Here is a 24,124-nt window from a genome sequence, read left to right as displayed (position 1 = left end):
GGTGTCCGTCACGCGCGCCGGCACAATCTAGCGGCCGGCGCGCCCGCGGTCTCCCAAGGGGTGTCTCTACGGCGAGCCGGCGCCGCGCGGACGCTCCTGGAAGATGCGCATCAGCCCCAGCGTCACCCCATCCAGGGCGTGGGCGACCTCGGACGCGGTGGCGGAGGCGGGCAGGGCGATGTGCAGGTCGAGCGTGTTGCCCGTCACCACGTCTCCCAGGGAGAGGCGACTCTGCTCGAAGCTGTTGGCCCGTCCCAGCTCCAGCCGCAGCGGATTGGCGCCGTTGGCTGACGGCGCGTGCACGTGCGCGGCGGCCGCGTCCACCAGCAGGGAGAAGGCCTCGTGGACCTCGGGGGTGGCCTGCCCCGTCCAGTCCAGCGCGACACTCACCCGGTTGCCCGCGATGACGTTGCCGACGGTGGTGTCGCTTCCGTCGAAGCGGTTGCCATGGCCGAACACGGCGGAGATGTCCGTGCGGACCACCGCGTCATCCGGCAGCACCGGCTCATACCCCGTGACAGGGGCACGGGAGGACGTCGCCCCGCGCTCCGGGGGCTTCCAGTTCACCGAGGCGGCCACCTGGTTGCCCACGGTGATGTCGCCCACGGTGACGTTCGAGTTCTGGAAGTCGCCGTGGGTGCCGAGGAAGTTGTTGCTGGAGTTGTAGATAGCGCCGTTCACGTAGGGCGCGGTCTCCACGTGGCTGACGGGGAGCGGGGAGGCCGCCGCGTCCGGGGCCGCCGCGAAGTCCAGCCGGAAGCGCCCCGCCGAGCCCGCGACGATGTCCGCGATGCGGAGGTCGATGTTGGTGAAGGTGTTGCCCTCGCCCAGCGAGAGGTCCACACCCCTGCCGTTGGCGGCCGGCGCGAGGAACTCCGCGTACTGCGCGCCCAGCGAGCGCGCCACCTGTCCGGCGATGACGTCGGAGGTGTGGCCCAGCGCGGGCAGCGACGCCTGGGCGGACACGTCGGCGCCTCCCACCACGGGGTTCGACTCGAGCCGCACGCCGGACAGCTGCTGGAAGGAGCCGAAGGGCTTCGAGGACTCCAGGGTGAGCGCCTGGACGTCAGCGGGGTCGGTGGAGACCGGGTCGGTGGAGGCCGGGGCGGCGGTGGCGTTCGCCGGAGCGGCGGCCTTCGCCGCGGCGGGCTTCGAGGCCGTCGTCATGCCCCAGAAGAGGAGCGTCTGGGAGTGGGCCAGGCGCTGCTCGGGCGGCAGGGAGTCCCACTTGAAGGCGAGCTGGTAGCCCGCGTCGGCGGCAGTGGCGGCGCTCGCCGCGTCTCCCACGGCCCCGAAGGCTCCGGCCACCTTGCCGGAAGCGCCCAGCGGACGCGCCAGCACGCCGCCCACGCCGGCCATGCCGCCGATGACGTTGAGCCAGTCGGCGCGGGCCTCCGAGGAGGTGAGCGGGTTGACGGAGTCGCCGTGCGTGGCGCGCGTGTAGAGCTTCTCGCCGGAGCGTCCCGCGCCATACGCGCCGATGACCACGCCCGCGACGGGCGCGGCGGCGCCGCCGGTGCCGAAGACCGCCATGCCCGTGAGGACGACGCCGCCCACCAGCGCCGCGTCGTCGAGGAAGGAGACGACCTTCTCTCCCGTCGTATCGACCACGGCGTGGGTGTTCTCCGTGACGAGGCGGGGCTTCTCTCCCGGCGCCTGGAGGTGGCCCCCGGCCGGATACGTCACCCGCCCGGGTGGCAGCTTGTTGTTCGCCTTCCAGTCCTCGATGCCCTGGTAGTAGGAGCCCGTGTTGTCCACGAAGTACTCCTTGCCGTCCTGGCCCTCCACGCGGAAGAGCGACAGCTGCACCATGCCCTGCTCGGGCGCGTTGTAGACGATGGGCACCACCGTCACCCGGGGCTCCGGGCCGCCCAGCGCCTCCAGCCGGTTCTGCACGGGCTTGATGATGGACTGGGCCTTCGTGTCGTAGCGGGGCCACTTGTCCACGTCGATGAGCGAGCGGAAGCCGCCCACCAGCGGCATCTTCGAGAGCTTGTCCAGCGTCTTCGCGTCGGGAGGCGCGCACGGCTTCTGCTGGAGGGCGTAGGCCAGGGTGTCGGTGAGCGTGTCGCCCGACAGGGGCCTGGGCGTGTCGCCCCGGAGCTCCGTGTAGCGCGTGAAGAGGGGCGCGAGCGCCACGTCCGCGTGCTTGTCGATGAAGTTGTACGTCTTGTTCAGCCCGGGCGCGCCGGACACGTTGACGCGCGAGCGCAGCGCGCCGGGAACGGGCGCGCCGGTGGCCAGGTGGTCCGCCCCGGTGGCGACGATGACGTCCTCGGGCTTCACCTCCACGCGCCGCAGCAGCCCGCCGTAGAGGACGCTGTCCGTCGTCCTGCCGTCCCGGCCGAGCTGGCGCAGGACGGCCACCTGCTCCGCGGGAGTCATGCGCAGCACGGGGTCGAAGGCGCTCTGGCCGCTGGCGTCCGCCGCGCGGTCGAAGGTGTCACTGGCGGAGTCGCTGGACTCGACGCCGCCGGGGAAGGCCCCTTCCGAATCCAGGGTGCGCGCCGCGGCCTGGTAGCTCCGGCCCAGCTCCGGCAGGGCCGGGTCGGAGACGGCGGCGCGGACGCGGGACAGCAGGGCGATGTCCCTGTCCCGCAGGCCCGAGGCATCCAGGGAGAAGTACTCGGTGGTGGGCCGGCCGTCGCGTCCCTTGTGCGTCATGGCGATGACGACGTCCGTCTCCGGGTCCCTCGAGTTGCCCGTGGGGTTTCGCGCGGCCACCAGCGCGAAGGTGGCGTCAGGGTGGTCCGCCTTCAGTGCCGTCATCGCGGGACGGTAGAGCTGCTCGGACCAGAGGCCTCCCTCCGGCGTGGAGGGGAGGGTGCTGGCGGTGGCGCGCACGCCGCTCGACACGGAGCGCGCCAGCGAGTCGAGCGTGTGCTGGTTGGTGGCCAGGTACGCGTCCAGCGCCTCGGGCTTGCCGGGGCCCACGAGCCCCTTCATGGACTTCGCCCAGGCCGCGCCGAGCTCGGCGGGCGGGCGGCGCGTGAGCACCATGCTCTGGTCGTCCGGGGGCAGCACCTTGTTGGCGAGCACCAGGGCGGCGACGTCCGCGGCCTCCACACGCTCCAGCCGCTGAGCGGTGGCGCGGGCGTCCAGCGCGTCGAGGCGCTCGAAGCGCTGCTCCCGGGTGGCGGTCAGCCGCTCCGTGGCGGCGGGTGCGGAGGTGGTGGGGGCCGCCTGCGTCTTCACCCGCTCGAAGCGGTCCGCCCGCGCGAGCGATGCGGCCACGGTGGCGGTGGCGGTGGTGGCCGAGCCCCGCGCGCTGGCCGCGGAGGCCTTCGCGTTGCCGAGCGACTGCTTCGCCTTCGCCAGCAGGTTGGCCTGGGTGGGGGTCGCCTTGACGCCCATCTTCGCCTGCTTGTCGAGCAGGCCCGTCATTTTCTCCACCGCGGCGCTGGCCTTGCGCGCCGCCGCCTCGGCGGACTCCGCCAGCTTCCGGGCCCGTGCCTCCAGCTCCTGCGCCGTCTTCGCGTCGCTGGCCTTCGCCGCCGCGGCAGCGGCTTCTGCTGCCTTGCGCGCCGCTTCCGCCGCGGCCTCGGCTGCCTTGCGTGCTGCCTCCGCCGCATCCCCCAATGCGTCGTTGCCGCCGCTGCTGGCCTGCGCCGGCTGACTTCCCTTCACCTCGTTGGTCACCATGATGTCGAAGCCCCCTCGTCGTGATTCATCGTGGCGCAAGGTGTCATGGCCGGATTCAGGCCCGGCATCGGGCGACAGTCCGATGAGACGGCGAGTCCACAGGTGAGGCCCGCGGGGTGTGACTCCCAGTCCACAGGTGGGCTCGGGAGGGGCCGTGGTAGCTTCACCGCCGTGTCATCGCCGCCCCCGCCCATCACCGACCTGCTGACTCCGGCGCCCGCACCTGCTCAGCGGCTCCGGCTGGTGGTGGTGGCGGGCCCGAGCGCGGGGCTCGAGCTGCCGCTGGAGCGAGGCACCTACCGGGTCGGCAAGGAAGCGGGAAACGAGCTGCGGCTCGCGGACTCCGCCGTGTCGCGGACGCACCTGCTGGTGGAGGTGCTGGCGCAGGGGGTGCGTGTCACCGACAACGATTCGAGCAATGGCAGCTTCTGCGAGGGGCTGCGCTTCCAGTCACTGGAGCTGCGGCCCGGCGCGGTGGTGCGCATCGGCCGCAGCGAGCTGCTGCTTGCACCCGCCAGCGGGGCCGATGCGCCACTGGCGGCCGCGGCCGTGACGCGGTGGGGATTCCTGTCGGGGCGCAGCCTCGTCATGCGCCAGCTCTTCGCGGTGCTGGAGCGGCTGGCCCGCGACACGTCGGACGTGCTGCTCGAAGGCGAGACGGGGACGGGGAAGGAGCTGTGTGCGGAGTCGCTGCACCAGGCCAGTCCCCGGGCGGCGGCCCCCTTCGTCGTCTGCGACCTGGCGGGGACGTCCCCGGCGCTGCTCGAGGCGGAGCTGTTCGGTCAGCTTCCGGGAGCGCTGGGCAGCGGCACGCCCGAGCGCACCGGCGCGTGTGCGCGGGCACAGGGAGGAACGCTGTTCCTCGACGAGGTGGGCGAGCTGCCACTGGACGTCCAGCCCCGCCTGCTGCGCTTCCTGGAGCGCCGCCAGTTCAAGCGGCTGGGCGAGGACGCCTACCGCACCGGAGAGGTGCGCGTGGTGGCCTCCAGCCAGAAGGACCTGGCCGTCGAGGTGGCGGAGGGGCGCTTCCGGCAGGACCTCTACCAGCGGCTCGCGGGGGTGCGGCTCCGGCTGCCGCCGCTGCGTGAGCGGCGAGAGGACATCTCGCCGCTCATCGACGAGGCGCTCACGCGGCTGGGGGAGTCACCCGCGCTGGTGTCCCCGGGCACGCGGGCGTTGCTCGTGGCCCATGACTGGCCCGGCAACGTGAGGGAGCTGCTGCGCGTCGTGGAGCGCGTGGTCCGGCTGGGCGTACCGGCGGCGCTCGTCCCGCTTCCCTCCGGCCCGGAGGCCCCGGCGCCGGCCCCTGCCGCGACGCTCGCCAGCGACGCGCCCTTCAAGGAAGCGCGCGAGCGGCTCCTCCAGGCCTTCGAGCGGGACTACGTGTGCGCGCTGCTCGAGCGCCACGGCAACAACGTCTCGGCCGCGGCTCGCGCCGCCGGCATCGACAGGGCGTACCTGCACCGCCTCATCAACCGGCACGGGCTCGGGTAGTCCCCGCGGGGCCGGGAGCCCACTCATGGCCGAGGGTGTGTCTGCTCACCGTGTCCGGAGGTCCCCGTACAGGTCCATCGACGTCAAGGTGCCTGACGGGCCCGGTAGCGAGAGGGTGGGCTTGCCCCGGTCATGCCTGGCGGCACCACGGCCTACGGCAAGTCAATCTCGCTGAGCCGCCTGGCTCCGTGCGGCGGCGAGGATGTAGCGCGGCAGCAGCTCCTCCCGGAACTTCTTCCATACTGCGAATTGACTGTAGTTGCCTCCGGTGAACATCACGGTGAGGTCGAGCTCCGGGACGACCATGATGTACTGCCCGCCGTTTCCGCCGGCCTCGTACTCCGCATAGACGCGGTCTCCGACTTTCAGCTCGTGTCGCCACCAGGCATAGCCGTAGGTCCGCTCGGGGCTCATGACGGAGTGGCGCGCGGTGGAGCGCTCCACCCAGCGCTTGCTGACGACGCGCCGCCCGTTCCACACGCCGCCCGCCAGGTAGAGCTGTCCCAGCTTCAGTGCGTCCCGCGGGCGCAGGTGGAAGCCGCCGCCCAGGTACGCCTCGCCCGAGGGCGTGAGGTTGAGGTGGTAGCCGCGCATCTGGAGCGGCGCCGCCAGTGAGCGCGCGAAGAGGTCCGGCAGCCACGTGCCCGTCGTGTTGCGCAGCACGCCGCCGAGCAGGTTCATGCCCGCCGAGCAGTACACGGCCTGCTCCGCGCCCGGCTCGCGCTCCATCGGAAGGTTCAGCGTGTATGTGTACCAGTCGGACTCCTGCTCCTGGAGCGTGTTCTCGTTGCCCGGGGACTCGGAGTTGTCGTCGTCGCATGCGAGCCCCGACGTCATCGTCATCAGGTGCTCCACCGTCAGGCGGGCCTTCCTCGGGTCGGGCGCGCCGGAGTCCTTGTGTTCGGGGAACAGCGGGTACACGGGCGTCTCCGGCCGCACGCGTGCGCCCTGCTCACTGGCGATGCCCACGAGCGCGGGCGCGAAGGTCTTCGCGGCGGAGCGGAGGTCGTGCGGGCGCTCCTTGTCGTAGCCGTGGAAGTACTCCTCGACGACGAGCTTCCCGTGGCGGGCGATGAGCAGCCCGTGGATGAGGGGCGCGGCCGGGTCCGCCGGTGGGGCGTCGAGGATGCGCTGCACCAGCTCCTGGATGGGGCCCGCCTCCATGCCCACGTCCGAGAGCGACGCGGTGGCCCAGCCATCCTCCTCCGCGACGGGCTTGCGGTAGGTGTACGGGCCCGGTGCCGGAGTGCGCGGGTAGAGGCTCACGGCCTGGTCTCGCTCCCGTCGGGTGAGGTCGAACGTGCCCAGGAACATGAAGGGCAGGGCCAGCCTCCCCGTCTTCGCGTCGTAGGTGCCCTGGAAGCGCGGGCCGCCGCCGCCACGCGGCTCGAGCCGGACGGTGTCCCCCGTCATCGCGACCGTGAACGAGGCCTGCCTCAGGAAGTTCTTCTCCGGGTTGCGGATGACGGCTTGGACGGTGCCATCGGCCGCTTCCTGGACGAGGAGGTACAGGGTGAAGCGGTCCTCCATCGGCTTCACGGTGCCTCGCCAGGCGTCCTTCTGGAGGGCGCGCAGCTCGACGGGCGTGGCGTAGCGGACGCCGCCCACGACAACGGCGGGCTGAATCCAGTGCCCCAGGAAGCGCTTGCCGTCCGGCGTCAGCGCGCCACGCAGCTCGCCCTGGCCTCCGGGGAGGCTGACGGAGAGCATCTTCTTTTCTTCCTTGCCCTGGGCCTCGAAGCCGCCCACTCGAAGGAGCCACGTACCGCGCTCTCGCAAGAGCGTGAGCTCACCTTGCACCTCGGGACCGAAGACACGCTCCCCGCCCCAGGTGCCAACGAGCTGCTTCGCGGAGTCCGGGCCCGGGAGAGCCGCGGGCTGGGCCACGCCCACCCCCTGCGCGAGTGACACCAATAGCAGTGGGAGCCCCAGTCGGGCGCGGGCTTGAGCGAGCATGGCGGATATCCTCGAGGGAGCAGTGCAGGGTGGTTGCCGCGGAAGCCCTACGCACCGCGCGGAGCGCGATTGCATGTGCAACCCGGGGAAGCGGCTCCGGGCCCTTCTTTCCGACCCGCGCGGCCGCGCGCTGTGGCAGCGTGCCGCGCATGCCCCGCACCCAGGCTCCGAAGAAGGTGAATGTCGCCGCGCTGATGAAGAAGGTGGACCGGCTGCTCGACGAGTCGTCGCTCGACTTCGATGAGGCCATTCCGCTCCTGCGTCAGGTGCTGGCGGCGGAGCCGGACCACCTCCGGGCGCTGCACGCCCTCAACTGGTCGCTGGACCCGTCGAGGCGGGTGGACCCCCTGCGCTGGGAGCGCGAGCTCAAGGCGGAGCACTGGCGGATTCGTGACCGCATCCTCGAGCTGACCCGGGGCACGAAGCCCGGCGGAAAGCTGAGTGATGCCCAGCGGGCCCGCTCCCTGGCCTTGAGTCAGTGGGCGGAAGAGGTGGTGAAGGGCCGGCCTGCGCCGGCCTCGCTCGACGCGGTGGAGTCCGCGCTGGAGGAGGCCCATGGCCTGCGGGAGCTCGTGGACCACGCCCGTGCTCTGCGGGGACTCGAGGCCTGGCGACTGCTGGCCCGAGGCAAGCAGGGGTACCAGGAGCTGCTCGCCCGGGTCGAGGCGGCGCCGGAGCTGCGGGCCTTCGACGCGGAGGGCGACGACGACCCGCTCAACTTCCAGGGCCTGGAGGGAGCGTTCTCCGACGAGGGCTTCGTCGCGTGGCTGCGCAGGAAGAAGCCCGCGGTCCGTCCCAAGGGACAGAAGGGCAAGGCGCTGGATGAGGGGCTCCTCCTCGCGGCGGGGCTGGATGCCAGGACCGGCGACTACGGCCCCGGTTTCCGCGATGCGGGGCGGGTGGGCCGGGTGCTGGCCCTGCGTGCGCTGGGGGCGAACCTGGAGGCGCGAGACAGCGGGAAGCAAGGCGCTCTCCACCTGGCCACGATGGTGGACGACGCGGCGCTGGTGAAGGAGCTGCTCCGCCTGGGACTCTCCCCAGGGGTCACCGCCGAAGGCAAGGCCACGGCCCTGCACGCCGCCGCCGAGTATGGGGCCGTGTCCTGCGTCCCCGTGCTCGCCCGGGGAGGGGTGCCGGTGGATGCGTTCGACAACAATGGCCGGACGGCGCTCTTCCTGGCACGACAGCCGGAGGTGGCCCGGGCGCTCCTCGACGCCGGCGCCGACCCCAACGCGGGGAAGGGCTGGACGCCGCTGCACGTGCACGCGCGCTTCCATGAGCGCGGGCCGGTCATCGAGGTCCTGCTCCAGGCGGGAGCGGATGCCAACCGCAAGGATGCGAACCGGCGGACTCCCGTGCAGGAAGCGCTGGACCACAACAACCCGCACCTCGCCGAGCTCATGGGGGCGAAGGCTCCCTCCGGCGGTGCCGGAGGTCTGGACGTGCAGTCCGTCCTGGATGAGCTGGCGCGCCGGAAGAAGGCGCTGCTCAAGGCCTGGTACTACGAGGACGAGGACGTGGAGGACGTGGAGCGCGTCCTCAAGAGCCTCGCGCTGGGAGGTGCGACCTCCTGGGACCAGGCCGCGACGGCGCTCCAGGGCGTGCCGGCGTGGACGGCCATGGCGGTGGTGGAGCTCGCCCGTGCCGTCCTGCCACCCGAGCAGAAGACTCCGTCCTTCTCCAAGGCGCCCCGCTTCGTGCGAGGCGACCTCACGGTGAAGAAGGACGTGAACCTCTCCGGCCCGCTGCTCGTGACGGGGAACCTGACGGTGGAAGGTGTGCTGCGCAACGCGGGCCCGGAAGGGCTCCTGGTGGTGGGCGGCTCGTTGCGCGCCACCGGGTTGGACACGAGCGGAGAGGTGGTGGTGGGCGAGGACCTGGTGGCCCAGGTCGTGTGGGGCCACTACAACGACCACTCGCTCCTGGTGGGGGGGACGCTGAAGGCGGACGTGGTCATCGAGGACGACCACAACGTGGTGGCCCGCGTGAAGGCCCGTCACCACTTCGAGCGCGAGGAGTTCGACGAGTCGGACGCCGCGCTGAAGAAGGTCTTCGCCCGTGCTGCCTTCTCCTCCGAAGGGCTCGACAGGTACAAGCTCTTCAACCTGCTGCGCAAGGGCAGGTCCGTGCTGGCCTGAGCGCGGCAGGTCGCTCAGGCTCGGGCGGGCCTCACGAACTCCCGCTCGTGGATGGCGCGCACACGGTCCAATACCTTTGCTCCCTGCTCGCGGAACCGGAGCTCCCGCGCCACGCCATTCCGGAGGTAGACCCCGGACCCCTTCTCTCGTGTGCCCAGGGCCCCTTCGTACAGCAGCGAGGCGCCCCGGCTCGGGTGGGGCATGAACAGCTTCATGAGGATGACCGCGTAGAAGGGGAGCCCCGACGTCTTCGGGCCCCGCAGCGTGTTGTTGCCGCCGGGGTCCACGCTGCGGAGGGTGATTCCGTCGGCGGCGGCCAGGGGCGCGACCTCGCGCGTCCAAAGCGCCATCGCCAGCTTGGTGGCGGCGTAGGGGCCCAGGAGCTTCTTGAAGGTGGGAGGCCGCTCCAGCGTGTCTGCGTCGAACCGCCTGATGAAGTCGAAGGCGTTGGTGGAGGTGTTGATGACCGTCCTCAAGCTGCCTTTGCGCAGCAGCTCCTTGAGCTCCATGAAGAGGATGTAGGGCACCACCGTCTGGACCTCGTAGTGCAGCTCGCGCCCCTGCTTGGAGAAGGTGAGCTCCGGGAAGCTGCCGCCCGCGTTGTTGAACAGCACGTCGAGCTTCGCCTCCCGGGCCTTTATCTGCGCCACCGCGGCCCTCAGGCTGTCGAAGTCGGAGAGGTCCGCCCGGTAGACGCGCAGCCGCCCCGTGCCCAGGCTGTCCCGGAGGAGCGGGTCGTCCTGGGGGAACTCCGAGCGGTTGAGCGCGACGACCTGCCAGCCCTCCGAGAGCATCCTGCGCGTCAGCTCGAGCCCGATGCCGGAGCTGGCCCCAGTGATGAGCGCCGTCCGATCCTGCCCCTGCGTTTCCATGGCAATGCCCTCCGTGGGCGCCAGCGAGGGCGCCCCGGCCGATGAAGCGGATGAGTTATCCACTTGGGCCGGTAATAAAGGCGGCGAAATGGATGCGCAATCCAATCGGATGGGGCATCCGGTTTGTTAGACTGTCGTCATGAAGAAACGGGAGGCACCACCGGAAGAGGGGCCGCTGCGGGCCGATGCCGCGCGCAACCGGGAGCGCGTGCTGGTCGTGGCGCGCGAGCAGCTCGCGAACGGTGACTCCTCGCTGCAGATGAACTTGATTGCGCGCGAGGCGGGCGTGGGCGTGGGCACGGTGTACCGCCACTTCCCCACACGACAGGACCTGCTGGAGGCGCTGGTGCGCGAGCACCTCCAGGCGCTGCTCGACACTGCGCGCGAGGCGGAGGAGGCGGACAACGCGCGCCAGGGCATCCAGCGTTTCCTGCATGCGCTGCTGGACCTGATGCTGGCGGACGTGGGGCTCGCGGAGGTCCTCAACGCGCCCCAGGACGCCAGCCCGCTGACGTCAAAGCTGAAGGTAGAACTCGGCGCGGCGACCCGGCGCCTGCTGGCCCGGGCCCACCGCTCGGGCGTCGTGCGGCCGGAGGTGGGCCCTGACGATGTCCGGCGGCTGATGTGCGGCGTCGCCCACGCGGTGAGCATCGGCGCCGACTCACGGGGCTCCGCCGAGCGCTACCTGACCATCCTGCTGGATGGTCTGCGGCCCGCGCTGAAGTGAGTGGAAGCAGGCGCCTCATTCGAGCCGCACCAGGGTCTTGCAACTCATCGAGGACTCGGCCCGGGCCGCCGCGGAGCCTGGAAGGAACGTTCATTCCGCCCGGGGCTCGACCCGTTGCTGGCGCATTCAGGACGCATCTGCGTCGCGAATCAGCCGCCCGAGCGGGTCAAGAGCACCGGCGCTCGCGTCTGGGCAAGCTGCTCCAGCAACTCTGCGGCGCGGGTGGGCGCATCGTGTGTGGCAATCTCCGCCTGGAGCCGCTGGGCGTTTTGGCGGAAGCCCGACGTGTCGAGCAGGGTCCGCACCGCGCGCCGCACCTGCTCGGGCGTCGGCGTCTTCGTCTTGAGGTTCACGCCCACGCCCGCCCAGGTGACGCGGTTGCCAATCTCGGGCTTCTCCTCCGAGGTGCCCGCACACACCAGGGGGACGCCCTGCGCCAGCGCGCACTGGACGCCGCCATAGCCGCCATTGGTCACCATCACCGAGACGTGCGGCATCAGGTGAGCGTAGGGGATGAATCGCTCCAGCCGCGCATTGGCGGGGAAGGGGCCCGCGCCCAGCCACTCCAGCGGCTGGCCTCCCGTGGCGGCAATCACCCAGACGTCCTCGTCCGCGAGCCCCCGGAGCGTGGCGAGGATAAGGTCGGGCGCCTCCGTCGCCAGGGTCCCCTGCGTGACATGGACCACGGGGCGCCGCGACTCCATCACCTCGCTCCACCATGACGGCGGTGTCCACCCGGCCGGGGACTCCGGCAGGAACGGGCCGATGAAGTGGACCTGCGGAGGCAAATCACTGCGCGGGTACTCGAAGGACGGCACCGTGCCCTGGAGGTAGAGGAAGGGAGACACGGGGACGTCGAAGATGGGCTTGTTCGAGGAGGGCAGGCCGAGCCCGGCGCGCATGCGGTTGTAGTGCGCATTGACGTCCCGGAACACGATGTGGCTCACGCCCCAGGCGAGCGCGCGGTTACGCAGCCGCATCAGCGGCGAGCTGCCCGGCCTCATCCCCAGGCCGAAGGGCGCGGTGTCCGCGCTGGCCACGGTCATCGCGGTGATGCCGAAGGCGGCCCACGGCAGCCCGCGCCGCTCCTGGAGGAGGGACGCACCGAGGAAGCCCGTGTCGCAGACGACGACATCCGCCGGGAAGTCCCGCAGCTCGGCCTCCAGGTCCGCGAGCTGTCCGGGCGCCGAGTCGATGAAGAAGCGCGTGAGGTCGAACTTCAGCTTCGCGAAGTCGCTCAGGCCCGCGCGCTCGGGGAACACCTCGCCGATGGTGGTGTCATGGAAGTCCTTCGTGGCCCGCATGGGCACATAGCGCGCCCCGGTGGCCTCCACCTTGGAGCGGAAGAGGCTGCCGGTGTACCAGCGCACCTCGTGCCCGCGCTCGACGAGCCTGCGCGCAATGGGTGCTCCAGGATTGAAATGACCGGTGAGGGGGATGGTGGCGAGGAGGAAGCGGGCCATGGGCGGGCAGGATACCGGCAGCGACCGGGTGGGCTCGTCCGACCGGAGGACGAGGCGGGCGCCGCTCCTATTGGATACGGAGCCGGGCCCGCTGTCAGGTCAACCTCCCTCCCTGCGCGGGTGGCCCTGGACTCAGGGCTCCAGCAGCGTCTTGCCCACGGTGTGCCGGCCCTCCAGCGCGGCGTGCGCGGCGGCGGCCTGCTCCAGCGGGAAGGACTGCCCGATGATGGGCCGGAGCCGGCCCGCCGCCGCCTCGGCGATGGCCCGCTCCGCCATCCGCTTCGCCTCCGCGGGGCCGAAGCGCACCTGCTCGATGCCTCGCACCGTCACGCCCCGCCGCTCCGCCTCCTCCGGGGAAGTCCGCGTGAAGCCGCCGCTGGGCGCACCGTGCGCCGAGAACCGGCCGCCGCGCGCCGTCACCTCGAACGCGGCCCGGCCCACCTCACCGCCAGCTCCGTCGAGCACGAGGTCGGGTCCCTTGCCTCCGGTCACCTCTCGCACCCGCTCGACCCATCCCGGCTCGGAGTAGTCCACCACGACCTCGGCGCCCTGCTCGCGGACCAGGCCCAGCTTCGCCTTGCCACGCGCGGCGCCGATGACGCGAGCACCCGCCGCGCGAGCCACCTGCACGAGCATCAGTCCAAGGCCGCCGCCCGCCGCGGTGATGAGCACCCACTCTCCGGCGCGCAGGCGCTGGGACTCGGCCAGCCCCATCACCGTGGTGCCGTCATGGATGAGCGCCGCCGCCTCGCGCAGGCCCAGCCCGTCCGGCACCGGAATCAGCTCCTCCACCGAGGCCAGAGCCCGCTCGGCATAGCCACCGTTCTCCAAGGTCCGGGTGACGACGCGCCGGCCCACCCAGCCCGGGTCCACGCCCGCGCCCACGGAGCGCACGTGCCCGGCCACGCCGTTTCCCGGCACGTACGGAGGCTGCACCGGGAACCACTGTCTCCCCCAGCCGCTCCGGACCTGCGTCTCCACGAACAGGACGGACGCGGCGGCCACGTCCACCACCACCTGGCCCGGCCCCGCCACGGGCTCCGGTGCCTCGCCCGTCACCAGCACCTCCGGTCCTCCGAACCGCGTCACCTGTGCCACACGCATGTCTGCCTCCCTGTCACCAGGCCATGGGCCTTCGTAAGAGGCGTCAATGGGTAAGGCTTCAAGTGCACTTGAGGTCAAGGGATTCATCGGCTCCGACAGGAGGACACCGGGCTTCAAGCAGGGTTGAAGTCCGGGGCGGGGCCTGTTCACCTTCCCCGCATGTTCGAGCCGCTGACGATTGGTGAGCTGTCACGGCGCACCGGGGTGGCCGCCTCCGCGCTGCGCTTCTACGAGGAGCAGGGGCTGCTGCGCTCGCTGCGGACTCCGGCCGGGCACCGCCGGTATGCGCGGTCGGTCATCCGACGGGTGGCCTTCATCGTCTTCGCCCAGCGCGTGGGCCTGAGCCTCCAGGAAATCCACACGGAGCTGGCGCGCCTGCCGGAGAACCGCGTCCCCACCGAGCAGGACTGGGCCCGGCTGTCGCGGACGTGGTCGGAGCGAATCGACGCGCGCATCGCCGAGCTGGAGCGCCTGAAGAAGGGCCTCACCTCGTGCATCGGCTGCGGCTGCCTCTCCATGGAGCGCTGCCGGCTCGCCAACCCCAATGACAGGGCCGCGCGCCTGGGCCCCGGACCGCGCTACTGGATGGAGCAGGGATGACGCAACATGTCGAAAGGACAGGCAGAAACTCAATGACTCACGCTGTTGACACTGTGCCAACAAGCTCCCATATTCACAGCCATCGCAGGACAGAGGCCCCCTCCATGAGCTACCAACACATCCGGTCGTCGGTCGCGGACCGGGTCGCCACGCTGGAGCTGCACCGCCCCGAGGCGCGCAACGGCTTCACCATCACCATGGCGGACGAGCTCAGCGCCGCGCTCGGTGAGGCCGACGCGAACGAGGACGTGCGCGTGGTGCTGCTCACCGGGGCGGGCAGGGACTTCTGCGTGGGGGCGGACCTGAGCGGCCGCTCCATCGAGGTGGCGGACCTCCCGCCCCAAGGGGCCAGCTGGGTGGAGCCGGCGACACGGGTGACGCGCCGGATGTTCGCGCTGAACAAGCCCGTCATCGCCGCCGTCCAGGGCGCCGCGGTGGGCGTGGGCTCCACCATGATTCTCCCCGCGGACTTCCGCCTCGCGGCGAAGGGCAGCCGCTTCGGCTTCGTCTTCAGCCGGCGGGGCATCTACCCGGAGGCCGGCTCCAGCTGGTTCTTGCCGCGCCTCGTGGGCATGGGGCGCGCGCTCGACTGGATGGTGAGCGGCCGGTTGATTCCCGCGGAGGAGGCGCTCGCCGCGGGGCTGGTCAACTCCCTCCATGAGCCCGAGGCGCTGCTCGATGCCGCCCATGCGCTCGCCCGCGAGCTGGTGGAGCACACCGCGCCGGTGTCCGTGGCCGTCATCCGCCAGGCCCTCTACCGGATGAGCGCGCTGCCGTCGCCCGAGCCCGCCTTCGAGCTCGACAGCCAGCTCATCGCGAGCCTGGGGCAGAGCGAGGACGCCATGGAAGGCGTGATGTCCTTCCTGCAGAAGCGGCCCGCGAAGTTCCCCCGGACGGTGTCGAAAGACATCCCGTCCTTCCTGCCGTGGCGGGAGCTCGAGTCATGAGCCAGGCCGCCCCACGCTGGAAGCGGCTGGAGCCGGACACGCGCCGGGAGCAGATCCTCGAGTGCGCCATGCGGCTGTTCGGTGAGCGCCCGTACGCGGACGTCTCCACCACGGACATCGCCCGCGAAGCGGGTGTCGCCCGTGGACTGCTCAACCACTACTTCGGGCAGAAGCGCGACCTGTACCTGAAGGTCGTCAAGCGGATGCTGCTCATGCCCGGCCTGGAAGAGAGCGTGCCCATGACCGGAACCCTGCGACAACGGGTCGAGCGCAGCGTCGAGTGGTACCTCGACACGGTGGCGACCCACGGAAAGACGTACGTGGCCGTCACCAGCGCGGGAGGCATCGGCGCGGACCCGGACGTCGAGCGCATCATCGCGGAGGCGGACGACGTGGCCGCCTCGAAGACGCTCGCGTTCCTGGGCCTCAAGGTGGAGGTCGGCAGCGACGCGCGGCACCGGGCCATGATGCGCTCCTACGCCGGGCTGGTGAAGGCGACCATCCGCGAGTGGATTCGCGGCGGAACGCTCTCCCGCGAGGACGCGCACCTGCTCCTGAGCGAGGCGCTCATCACCATCGTCCGCGACGTGTTCCCCCACCTCTCACAGCCGGGCGAGGAGCAGGCGCCAAAGTCCGGCACCAGGAAGGGAAGGGACGACACATGAGCGCAAGGCCGCTCGCGGGGCGCACGCTGCTGATGTCCGGAGGCAGCCGAGGCATCGGGCTGGCGATTGGCGTCGCCGCGGGGCGGCTGGGCGCCAACGTCGCGCTCCTGGCCAAGACGGACACGCCGGACCCGAGGTTGCCCGGGACGGTGCACACCGCCGCGGCCGAGATTGAAGCCGCGGGTGGCCGCGCGCTCGCGGTGGTCGGCGACGTGCGCGAGGAGGCAGACGTACAGCGGGCCGTGGATGAGACGGTGGCGCGCTTCGGCGGCATCGACTTCTGCGTCAACAACGCCAGCGCGCTCGCTCCGCTGAAGACGGACGAATTACCCCTCAAGCGCTTCGACCTGATGCAGCAGATTCAGCTGCGGGGCACGTTCCTGCTGACGCGCACCGCGCTGCCCCACCTGCGGCGCTCCTCCCACGCGCACATCCTGTCGCTGTCGCCGCCCATCAACCTGGCGCCGCACTGGCTGGGCCGGCACCCGGCCTACACGCTCGCCAAGTATGGAATGACGCTGCTCACGCTCGGCTGGGCGGCGGAGTTCGCGGAGGAAGGCATCGCCGCGAACGCGCTCTGGCCGAAGACGCTCATCGCCACCGCCGCCGTGAAGAACCTGCTCGGCGGGGACTCATCGATGGAGCGCGCCCGCGCGCCGGACATCATGGCGGACGCGGCCGTGGCCATCCTCCAGCGCCGGCCGCGCGACTGCACCGGCCAGACCTTCATCGACGAGGACGTCCTGCGCGCCGAAGGCGTCACCGACTTCACCCGCTACGGGGGCGGCCCGGACGTCCTGCTCGACCTCTACGTCGACCCCTGAAGAGGAACACCGCCGCACACCCTGTCCCCTGAACCGGAAGAGGTGCCCATGGGTTCGTCGCTCGCAGGCCTGGAAGCGCAATGTCGCTCCCAGGCGGAGTCGCTCACGCTGCCGCTGCTCCTCAAGCGCAACGCGGAAGAATACGCGGACGCTCCCGCCCTCACCGTAGGGGACAGGACGCTCACCTGGGCTCAGCTCCGCGAGCAGACCGCCGCGCTGTGCCGGGGGCTCGGCATGCTCGGGCTGAAGCGGGGCGAGCGGATGATGATCATGATGGCCAGCCGTCCCGAGCACTGGGTCATCGACTATGCCGCGGCCCACCTCGGGGCCATTCCCTGTACCGCCTACCAGACGCTGAGCACCGAGCAGATTGGCTACGTCGCGCGGCACAGCGGGGCCACGGTGGTGGTGCTGGAGGGCGCGGACGAGCTGTCGCGGTGGCGGCCGGTGTTCGAGTCGCTCCCGGCGCTCCGGCGGGTCATCGTCGTGGAGCCAGGGGCCCTCCCGCGCGGGGATTCGCGCTTCATCTCCTACGCGGACGTGGAGGCCGAAGGACGCCGGCTGCACCAGGCGGAGCCCGGTGTCTTCGAGGCCGGCTGGAAGGCCATCCGGCCGGAGGACCCCATCGCGATGATGTACACCTCTGGCACCACCGGCGAGCCCAAGGGCGTGGTGCTGAGCCACCGCAACGCCTTCTACGAGGCCATCGCGGTGGACCTCGCCGCGCCCGTCCCGATGCGCGTTCCCTCCATCGCCTACCTCCCGCTGGCCCACATCGGCGAGCGGGAGCTGGGGCTCTACCGCTCGCTCTACAAGGCGCTGCACGTGCATGTCTGCACGGACCCGACGGGCGTGGTGCCGCTGCTGGCCCGGGTGCGTCCCCCCGCGTTCTTCGGCGTGCCGCGCCTCTGGGAGAAGCTCGCTGGCGGTCTCAAGGCCAGGCTGGACGCGCTCGAGCCCGCCCGGCGCGAGCCCCTCCTCGCCGCCCATGCCACCGCGCTGGAGGCCTTCCGGCTGAAGGGCTCGGGACGGGCCGTGCCCGAGGAGCTCGCGCGGAAGGTCTTTGACGTGGAGGCCCGGGTCCTCGCACCCCTGCGGCAGACGCTCGGCCTGGACGCGATGAGGTGGGCGAGCAGCGGCTCGGCGCCCATTCCCGTGGAGGTCCTCGAGTACCTCGGCGGCTTCGGCATCGAGGTGCTCGAGGTCTGGGGCATGAGTGAGACCACCGGCTGCGCCACCATCAACACGCCCGACGACTTCCGGCTCGGCTCCGTGGGCCGGCCCATTCCCGGGGTGGAGCTCCGGCTGGCGGAGGACGGCGAAATCTTCGTCCGGGGGCCCGTGGTGTTCCTCGGCTACCTCTCCGAGGACGGCCAGATTGTCAGCCCCGCCGACGCCGACGGGTGGATGGCCACCGGCGACATCGGCACGCTCGACGCCGAGGGGTTCCTCTCCATCACCGACCGCAAGAAGGAGCTCATCATCACCTCGAGCGGGAAGAACATCGCCCCGTCGCGCATCGAGAACATGCTGCGGGCGCACCCGCTCGTCGGCCAGGCGATGGCGATTGGCGACCGCCAGCCCTACGTGACGGCGCTCGTCTCGCTGGACCCGGACGTCGCGCCGCTCTGGGCGAAGGCGCACGGCCTCGCGGCCGCGTCGCTCGCCGACCTCGCGAGCGACCCGCGAGTGCGCGCCGAGCTGGAGTCGCTCGTGGCCGCGACCAACTCCCGGCTCTCCCGGGCGGAGCAGATCAAGTGCTTCGACGTGGTGCCCGAGGCGTGGTCACCCGCGACGGGCGAAATCACGCTCACCCTCAAGCTCAAGCGCCGCGTCATCCTCCAGCACTACGCCGCGCGCATCGCCACGTTCTACGCGGACGCCTGACCTCCACCCGCCGCAACCCCCGAAGACCCCATGCATGTGAGAACACCGGAGCAGGCGTCGTTCGCCGACGCCATCGACGCCTTTTGCCGTGCGAAGACGGGGACACGCGCCCAGCGCGACGCCCTGACCGGGCACGGCGCCGAGGCCCACAGCCCCGCCCTCTACGCCCAGATGGCCGAGTTGGGCTGGCTCGGGGTGGGAATCTCCCCGAAGTACGGCGGCTCGGGCGGGGGCATGTCGGACATCTGTCTCTTCGCCGAGCGGACCTCGTACGGGCTCGCCCCGGTGGGGGGCTACGTCACCACGGCGGTCGCCGCCGGGCCCTACGCGAAGTTCGGGACCGAGGCCCAGCGCGAGAAGGTCCTCGGCGGCATCGTCCGGGGGAGGGTGGAGGCCATCTCCATCTCCGAGCCCGGCGCTGGCTCGGACGTCGCCGCGCTCACCTGCCGCGCCAGCCGCGTCTCCGGGGGCTTCGTCATCAACGGGCAGAAGACGTGGTGCTCGAACGCGCACTTCGCGGACCACCTGCTGCTCGTGGCGCGCACCCAGTCCTCGGGCTCGCGGCACGAGGGCCTCACCATGTTCTGCGTCCCCGCGGGCACGCCGGGAATGGAGCTTCGGGGCATCCCCACCATGGGGGGCAAGGAGGTCAATGACGTCTACTTCACCGACTGCTTCCTCCCCGAGAGCGCCGTCGTCGGCGCCATGGACCAGGCCTGGCCCCAGCTCATGTCGGGGCTCAACAGCGAGCGGCTCATCCTCGCCGCGTCCATGCTCGGCCGTGGCCGGCGCGCGTTCGACGACGCCCTCGCGTACGTGAAGGAGCGCAAGCAGTTCGGCCGGCCCGTGGGCTCGTTCCAGGCCCTCAAGCACCGCATCGCCGACCTCGCCACCGAGCTCGACTGCTGCGAGCTGCTCCTCTACCGCGTGGCGGAGATGGCGGACGCGGCCCCCGACAAGATTCTCCCCCGCGAGGCGTCGATGGCGAAGCTGAAGGCCACCGAGACGGCCAAGCGCGTGGCGCTCGAGGGCATGCAGATGATGGGCGGCTACGGCTACGCCACCGAATACGACATGGAGTCCCACCTGCGCGCCACGGTGATTTCCACCGTCTATGGCGGGACCAGCGAAATCCAGCGCGACATCATCGGCAAGACGTTCGGCCTCTAGGCCGGAAAGAGACAGACATGACGGCACGTTCCTCATGGAGCTCGGACGAGCTCGAGCAGGTGCGCGGGCTCGCGGCCAGCTACTTCTCGAAGGAAGTCCTCCCCAACGTGCCGAAGCACGTGGCCCAGGGGTATCCGGACAAGGCGCTCTACCGGCGGGCGGGCGAGCTCGGGCTGCTGTGCATGTCCATCCCGGAGGCCTATGGCGGCGGTGGCGGCACCTTCGCGCACGAGGCGGTGCTCATCGAGGAGCAGATTCGCGCCGGGGACCCCTCCATGGGCTTCGCGGTGCACTGCACCATCGTCGCGCACTACCTCCTCGCCTACGCGTCCGAGGCCCAGAAGCAGAAGTGGCTGCCCCGGCTCGCCAGCGGGGAGTGGGTGGGCGCCATCGCGATGACGGAGCCCGGGACGGGCTCGGACCTCCAGGCCATCTCCACCCGCGCGGTGCGTGATGGCGACTTCTACCGGGTGAGCGGGTCGAAGACGTTCATCTCCAACGGCCACGTCTGTGACTTCCTCATCATCGCGGCGCGTACGAGCGACGTGAAGGGCCACGCCGGAATCTCGCTGCTGTGTGCCGAGGTGTCCGACACCACTCCGGGCTTCCAGCGGGGCCGCATCCTCGACAAGCTGGGGGGCAAGGGCCAGGACACGACCGAGCTGTTCTTCGACGACCTGAAGCTTCCCGCCGTCAACCTGCTCGGAGGCGAGGAGGGCCGTGGCTTCGTCCAGCTGATGCAGCAGCTGCCCCAGGAGCGGCTGAGCACGGCGCTCATCGCCATGGCGAGCCTCGAGCGCGCCGTGGACGTCACCGTCGAGTACACCAAGCAGCGCCACGTCTTCGGCAAGCCCCTTTTCGCTCTGCAGAACACGCGCTTCGAGCTGGCGGAGTGTGCGACGCTCAGGCGGGTCTGTCGCACCTTCATCGACGACTGCATCTCCTCCCACCTGGCAGGCAGGCTGGACGTGACCACGGCGGCCATGGCGAAGTACTGGGTGACGGACCAGGCCTGCATCGTGGCGGACCGTTGCCTGCAGCTTTTTGGAGGCTATGGGTACATGAAGGAGTACCCCATTGCGCACCTGTTCGCCGATACCCGCGTCCTGCGGATTCTCGCTGGCGCGAACGAGGTCATGAAAGAGCTCGTCGCCCGTTCCCTGTAGACCCCTTCCACCATCTCCCAAGGAGGCTCCTGGTGAGCCAAGAAGCTTTCATCTTCGACGCCGTTCGCACCCCTCGTGGCAAGGGCAAGAAGGGCGCGCTGCACGGCACCAAGCCCGTCTCGCTGCTCGTCGGCCTGGTGGATGCGCTCAAGCAGCGCAACCCGAGCCTGGACCCGAAGCTCATCGACGACGTGGTGCTCGGCGTGGTCTCCCCGGTGGGGGACCAGGGCGCGGACATCGCCCGGACGCTGGTGCTCGCGGCCGGCCTGCCGGAGACCACCGGCGGGGTGCAGCTCAACCGCTTCTGTGCCTCGGGCCTGACGGCGGTCAACATGGCCGCCCAGCAGGTGCGCTCGGGCTGGGAGCAGCTCGTCATCGCCGGTGGCGTGGAGAGCATGTCGCGCGTCCCCATGGGCTCGGACGGCGGCGCCTGGGCCCTGGACCCCGCCACCAACTACGACACCTACTTCGTGCCCCAGGGCATCTCCGCGGACCTCATCGCGACCATGGAGGGCTTCACCCGCGAGGACGTGGACCGCTACGCCGCCCGCTCACAGCAGCTCGCGGCGAAGGCCTGGGCGGACGGCTACTTCAAGAAGTCCGTCGTCCCGGTGACGGACCAGAACGGCCTCACCGTGCTCGCCCATGACGAGCTGATGCGCCCGGACTCCACCGTGGCCTCGCTCGGCCAGCTCAACCCGTCCTTCGCGGCCATGGGCGAGATGGGCGGCTTCGACGCGGTGGCGCTCCAGAAGTACCACTTCGTGGAGAAGATCCACCACGTGCACACGCCGGGCAACTCCTCCGGCATCGTCGACGGCGCGGCGCTCGTGCTGGTGGGCTCGGAGAAGGCTGGCAAGGCGCTCGGCCTCACGCCGCGGGCGCGCATCGCCGCGGTCGCCACGTCCGGCTCGGACCCGACCATCATGCTCACCGGCCCGATTCCGGCCACCCGGAAGCTGCTCGACATTGCCGGCCTGTCCCTCGGGGACATCGACCTGTTCGAGCTCAACGAGGCCTTTGCCTCCGTGGTCCTCAAGTACCAGAAGGACCTCGGCATCCCGGACGAGAAGCTCAACGTCAACGGCGGCGCCATCGCCATGGGCCATCCGCTCGGGGCCACCGGCGCGATGATTCTCGGCACGGTGGTGGACGAGCTGGAGCGCCGCAAGGCGCGCCGCGCGGTCGTCACCCTCTGCGTCGGCGGCGGCATGGGCGTGGCCACCCTCGTCGAGCGCGTCTGAGCCCCTCCCACTTCCATTCGACAAGCATCGAGCGAACCCATGAGCGAACAGAACACCATCCGCTGGGACCAGGACGCCGACGGCATCGTCATCTTGACGTTGGATGACCCCGGCCAGTCCGCCAACACCATGAACGCCGCCTACGTGAAGTCCATGCGCGCGGCGGTGGACCGGCTGGTCAGGGAGAAGGACCGCATCACCGGCGTGGTCATCACCTCGGCGAAGAAGACGTTCTTCGCGGGCGGCGACCTGAACGACTTGCGCAGCGTGAAGAAGGAGGACGCGAAGCAGGTCTTCGAGCTCGGGCAGGAAATCAAGGCGCAGCTGCGCACGCTGGAGACGCTGGGCAAGCCCGTGGTCGCGGCCATCAACGGCGCGGCGATGGGCGGCGGGCTCGAGATTGCCCTCGCGTGTCACCGGCGCATCATCGCCGACGTGAAGGGCGCGCAGGTGGGCCTGCCGGAGGTGACGCTGGGCCTGCTCCCCGGCGGCGGCGGCGTGGTGCGCACGGTGCGGATGCTCGGCATCGTGGACGCGCTGATGAAGGTCCTGCTCCAGGGCCAGCGCTACCGGCCGCAGGAGGCGAAGGAGGCCGGCCTCGTCCACGAGGTGGTGGACTCCGTCGAGGCGCTGCTGCCCGCGGCCAAGGCCTGGGTGAAGGCGAACCCGAGCGCGCAGCAGCCGTGGGACCAGAAGGGCTACAAGATTCCGGGCGGCACGCCGTCGCATCCGGCCCTGGCGTCGAACCTGCCTGCCTTTCCCGCCAACCTGCGCAAGCAGCTCAAGGGCGCGAACATGCCGGCGCCGCGCGCCATCATGGCCGTGGCCGTCGAGAGCACGCAGGTGGACGTCGACACCGCGTTCACCATCGAGTCGCGCTACTTCACGGAGCTCGCCACCGGCCAGGTCGCGAAGAACATGATTCAGGCGTTCTTCTTCGACATGCAGCACATCAGCTCGGGCGGCGGCCGGCCCAAGGGCTACCCGCAGCACACGGCGAAGAAGGTGGGCATCCTCGGCGCGGGCATGATGGGCGCGGGCATCGCCTACGTCTGCGCCAAGGCCGGCATCGACGTGGTCATCAAGGACGTGAGCCTCGAGGCCGCCGAGAAGGGCAAGCAGTACTCCGTCAAGCTGGTGCAGAAGGGCCTCGAGAAGGGCAAGGTCACCAAGGAGAAGGGTGACGCGCTGCTGGCGCGCATCCTCCCCACCGCGGACGCGAAGGCGCTCGCCGGCTGCGACCTGGTCATCGAGGCCGTCTTCGAGAGCGTGGAGCTGAAGCACAGGGTGTTCCAGGAGGTGCAGGACGTCGTCGCTCCGGACGCGGTGCTGGCCTCCAACACGTCCACGCTGCCGATTACCCTGCTGGCCGAGGGCGTGAAGCGGCAGCCGGACTTCGTGGGCATGCACTTCTTCTCTCCGGTGGACAAGATGCCGCTGCTGGAGCTCATCGCCGGGAAGAAGACGAGCGACGCGACGCTGGCGAAGGCCATCGACATCGCGGTGCAGATTGGGAAGACGCCCATCGTCGTCAACGACAGCCGGGGCTTCTTCACCAGCCGCGTGATTGGCACCTTCCTCAACGAGGCCATCGCCATGGTGGGCGAGGGCATCGCGCCCGCGTCCGTCGAGCAGGCGGGCCTCCAGGCGGGCTACCCGGCGGCGCCGCTCCAGCTGATGGACGAACTCACGCTGACCCTGCCGCGCAAGATTCGCCAGGAGACGAAGGCCGCCGTCGAGGCCGAGGGCAAGCCGTGGATGGACCACGGCAGCTACGCCGTCGTGGACGCGCTCATCGACCAGCACCAGCGCAAGGGCCGCTCCACCGGGGGCGGCTTCTACGACTACGAGGACGGCAAGCGTACGGGGCTGTGGCCGGGGCTCGCGAAGCACTTCACGAAGCCCGGCCACACCATTCCCTTCGAGGACATGAAGGAGCGGATGCTCTTCGCCGAGGCCATCGACACGGTGCGCTGCTTCGACGAAGGCGTGCTGCGCTCCGTCGCGGATGCGAACGTGGGCTCCATCCTCGGCATCGGCTTCCCGGCCTGGACGGGTGGCGTGGTGCAGTACATCAACGGCTATGAGGGGCGCACCGGCACGGGGCCGCGCGGCTTCGTGCTGCGCGCGCGCGAGCTGGCGGAGCGCTACGGGAAGCACTTCCTGCCGCCCGCGTCGCTCGTCGAAAAGGCCGAGCGGGGCGAGCTCCTGAAGTAGCCGTCGCC

Annotated in this window: 17 protein-coding genes; 12 read left to right on the top strand and 5 right to left on the bottom strand. The window is 70.7% G+C overall.

The features are described 5' to 3' along the window. Window positions 1-66: 66 nt before the first annotated feature. On the bottom strand, window positions 67-3,642 hold the full coding sequence (locus tag LXT23_RS15015) for a DUF4781 domain-containing protein (RefSeq protein WP_253980852.1): 3,576 nt from the start codon (window positions 3,640-3,642) through the stop codon (window positions 67-69). 171 nt (window positions 3,643-3,813) lie between these two features. Between LXT23_RS15015 and LXT23_RS15010 the strand changes: the two genes are divergently transcribed. Then, the gene (locus LXT23_RS15010) at window positions 3,814-5,136 is read left to right on the top strand and encodes a sigma 54-interacting transcriptional regulator (protein ID WP_253980851.1); all 1,323 of its coding nucleotides are present in this window, start codon (window positions 3,814-3,816) and stop codon (window positions 5,134-5,136) included. A 162-nt stretch (window positions 5,137-5,298) separates the two neighbouring features. Here the strand turns inward: LXT23_RS15010 and LXT23_RS15005 are convergent, their stop codons facing one another. Next, window positions 5,299-7,092, bottom strand: a complete 1,794-nt coding sequence (locus LXT23_RS15005) for a serine hydrolase domain-containing protein (RefSeq protein WP_253980850.1) — start codon at window positions 7,090-7,092, stop codon at window positions 5,299-5,301. A gap of 149 nt (window positions 7,093-7,241) precedes the next feature. On the opposite strand from LXT23_RS15005, the gene LXT23_RS15000 reads away from it, so the two are divergent. After that, window positions 7,242-9,230 (top strand): ankyrin repeat domain-containing protein, encoded by a 1,989-nt coding sequence (locus tag LXT23_RS15000; RefSeq protein WP_253980849.1) that lies wholly within the window; start codon window positions 7,242-7,244, stop codon window positions 9,228-9,230. Between the two features lie 14 nt (window positions 9,231-9,244). On the opposite strand, the gene LXT23_RS14995 is transcribed toward LXT23_RS15000, so the two are convergent. Next, on the bottom strand, window positions 9,245-10,102 hold the full coding sequence (locus tag LXT23_RS14995; RefSeq protein ID WP_253980848.1) for an SDR family NAD(P)-dependent oxidoreductase: 858 nt from the start codon (window positions 10,100-10,102) through the stop codon (window positions 9,245-9,247). A 139-nt stretch (window positions 10,103-10,241) separates the two neighbouring features. Between LXT23_RS14995 and LXT23_RS14990 the strand changes: the two genes are divergently transcribed. Further along, complete coding sequence (locus LXT23_RS14990; protein WP_253980847.1) at window positions 10,242-10,829, top strand: TetR/AcrR family transcriptional regulator; 588 nt, start codon at window positions 10,242-10,244, stop codon at window positions 10,827-10,829. 149 nt (window positions 10,830-10,978) lie between these two features. On the opposite strand, the gene LXT23_RS14985 is transcribed toward LXT23_RS14990, so the two are convergent. Together LXT23_RS14985 and LXT23_RS14980 are read right to left on the bottom strand one after the other, a co-directional pair. Beyond that, window positions 10,979-12,292 (bottom strand): glycosyltransferase, encoded by a 1,314-nt coding sequence (locus tag LXT23_RS14985; protein ID WP_253980846.1) that lies wholly within the window; start codon window positions 12,290-12,292, stop codon window positions 10,979-10,981. 132 nt (window positions 12,293-12,424) lie between these two features. Then, complete coding sequence (locus LXT23_RS14980; protein WP_253980845.1) at window positions 12,425-13,396, bottom strand: zinc-binding dehydrogenase; 972 nt, start codon at window positions 13,394-13,396, stop codon at window positions 12,425-12,427. A 159-nt stretch (window positions 13,397-13,555) separates the two neighbouring features. On the opposite strand from LXT23_RS14980, the gene soxR reads away from it, so the two are divergent. The 9 genes from soxR to LXT23_RS14935 all read left to right on the top strand — a co-directional run bounded on the left by soxR (window position 13,556) and on the right by LXT23_RS14935 (window position 24,116). Next, window positions 13,556-13,996 (top strand): redox-sensitive transcriptional activator SoxR, encoded by a 441-nt coding sequence (soxR, locus tag LXT23_RS14975; protein WP_253980844.1) that lies wholly within the window; start codon window positions 13,556-13,558, stop codon window positions 13,994-13,996. Between the two features lie 104 nt (window positions 13,997-14,100). Beyond that, window positions 14,101-14,943, top strand: a complete 843-nt coding sequence (locus LXT23_RS14970; RefSeq protein ID WP_253980843.1) for an enoyl-CoA hydratase-related protein — start codon at window positions 14,101-14,103, stop codon at window positions 14,941-14,943. Further along, window positions 14,940-15,608 carry a TetR/AcrR family transcriptional regulator gene (locus LXT23_RS14965; RefSeq protein ID WP_253980842.1) on the top strand — a complete coding sequence of 223 codons (669 nt, stop codon included), beginning with the start codon at window positions 14,940-14,942 and terminating at the stop codon, window positions 15,606-15,608. Before LXT23_RS14970 ends, LXT23_RS14965 begins: the two co-directional genes overlap by 4 nt. Continuing rightward, entirely contained in the window at window positions 15,605-16,432 is an 828-nt protein-coding gene (locus tag LXT23_RS14960) for an SDR family oxidoreductase (protein ID WP_253980841.1), read from the top strand. Before LXT23_RS14965 ends, LXT23_RS14960 begins: the two co-directional genes overlap by 4 nt. Before the next feature lie 48 nt (window positions 16,433-16,480). Then, complete coding sequence (locus LXT23_RS14955; protein ID WP_253980840.1) at window positions 16,481-18,319, top strand: AMP-dependent synthetase/ligase; 1,839 nt, start codon at window positions 16,481-16,483, stop codon at window positions 18,317-18,319. A 30-nt stretch (window positions 18,320-18,349) separates the two neighbouring features. Continuing rightward, complete coding sequence (locus LXT23_RS14950; protein ID WP_253980839.1) at window positions 18,350-19,489, top strand: acyl-CoA dehydrogenase family protein; 1,140 nt, start codon at window positions 18,350-18,352, stop codon at window positions 19,487-19,489. A 17-nt stretch (window positions 19,490-19,506) separates the two neighbouring features. Continuing rightward, complete coding sequence (locus LXT23_RS14945) at window positions 19,507-20,655, top strand: acyl-CoA dehydrogenase family protein (RefSeq protein ID WP_253980838.1); 1,149 nt, start codon at window positions 19,507-19,509, stop codon at window positions 20,653-20,655. 32 nt (window positions 20,656-20,687) lie between these two features. Then, a complete protein-coding gene (locus LXT23_RS14940) occupies window positions 20,688-21,899 on the top strand; it encodes an acetyl-CoA C-acetyltransferase (protein ID WP_253980837.1) in 1,212 nt (403 codons plus the stop codon). A 39-nt stretch (window positions 21,900-21,938) separates the two neighbouring features. After that, window positions 21,939-24,116: a 3-hydroxyacyl-CoA dehydrogenase NAD-binding domain-containing protein gene (locus LXT23_RS14935; protein ID WP_253980836.1), complete on the top strand. Its 2,178-nt coding sequence runs from the start codon at window positions 21,939-21,941 to the stop codon at window positions 24,114-24,116. Window positions 24,117-24,124 lie beyond the last annotated feature (8 nt).

The organism is Pyxidicoccus xibeiensis (genome assembly GCF_024198175.1).
GTDB lineage: Bacteria > Myxococcota > Myxococcia > Myxococcales > Myxococcaceae > Myxococcus > Myxococcus xibeiensis.
Note: the sequence above shows the minus strand (reverse complement) of the source record. Positions and strands in the feature narration are given on the sequence as shown.

Bases quoted from the DNA above. Each gene is read 5' to 3' on its own strand.
- LXT23_RS15015 (WP_253980852.1), bottom strand. From the start codon at position 3,642: ATGGTGACCAACGAGGTGAAGGGAAGTCAGCCGGCGCAGGCCAGCAGC.
- LXT23_RS15005 (WP_253980850.1), bottom strand. From the start codon at position 7,092: ATGCTCGCTCAAGCCCGCGCCCGACTGGGGCTCCCACTGCTATTGGTG.
- LXT23_RS15000 (WP_253980849.1), top strand. From the start codon at position 7,242: ATGCCCCGCACCCAGGCTCCGAAGAAGGTGAATGTCGCCGCGCTGATG.
- LXT23_RS14995 (WP_253980848.1), bottom strand. From the start codon at position 10,102: ATGGAAACGCAGGGGCAGGATCGGACGGCGCTCATCACTGGGGCCAGC.
- LXT23_RS14990 (WP_253980847.1), top strand. From the start codon at position 10,242: ATGAAGAAACGGGAGGCACCACCGGAAGAGGGGCCGCTGCGGGCCGAT.
- LXT23_RS14985 (WP_253980846.1), bottom strand. From the start codon at position 12,292: ATGGCCCGCTTCCTCCTCGCCACCATCCCCCTCACCGGTCATTTCAAT.
- LXT23_RS14980 (WP_253980845.1), bottom strand. From the start codon at position 13,396: ATGCGTGTGGCACAGGTGACGCGGTTCGGAGGACCGGAGGTGCTGGTG.
- soxR (WP_253980844.1), top strand. From the start codon at position 13,556: ATGTTCGAGCCGCTGACGATTGGTGAGCTGTCACGGCGCACCGGGGTG.
- LXT23_RS14970 (WP_253980843.1), top strand. From the start codon at position 14,101: ATGAGCTACCAACACATCCGGTCGTCGGTCGCGGACCGGGTCGCCACG.
- LXT23_RS14965 (WP_253980842.1), top strand. From the start codon at position 14,940: ATGAGCCAGGCCGCCCCACGCTGGAAGCGGCTGGAGCCGGACACGCGC.
- LXT23_RS14960 (WP_253980841.1), top strand. From the start codon at position 15,605: ATGAGCGCAAGGCCGCTCGCGGGGCGCACGCTGCTGATGTCCGGAGGC.
- LXT23_RS14955 (WP_253980840.1), top strand. From the start codon at position 16,481: ATGGGTTCGTCGCTCGCAGGCCTGGAAGCGCAATGTCGCTCCCAGGCG.
- LXT23_RS14950 (WP_253980839.1), top strand. From the start codon at position 18,350: ATGCATGTGAGAACACCGGAGCAGGCGTCGTTCGCCGACGCCATCGAC.
- LXT23_RS14945 (WP_253980838.1), top strand. From the start codon at position 19,507: ATGACGGCACGTTCCTCATGGAGCTCGGACGAGCTCGAGCAGGTGCGC.
- LXT23_RS14935 (WP_253980836.1), top strand. From the start codon at position 21,939: ATGAGCGAACAGAACACCATCCGCTGGGACCAGGACGCCGACGGCATC.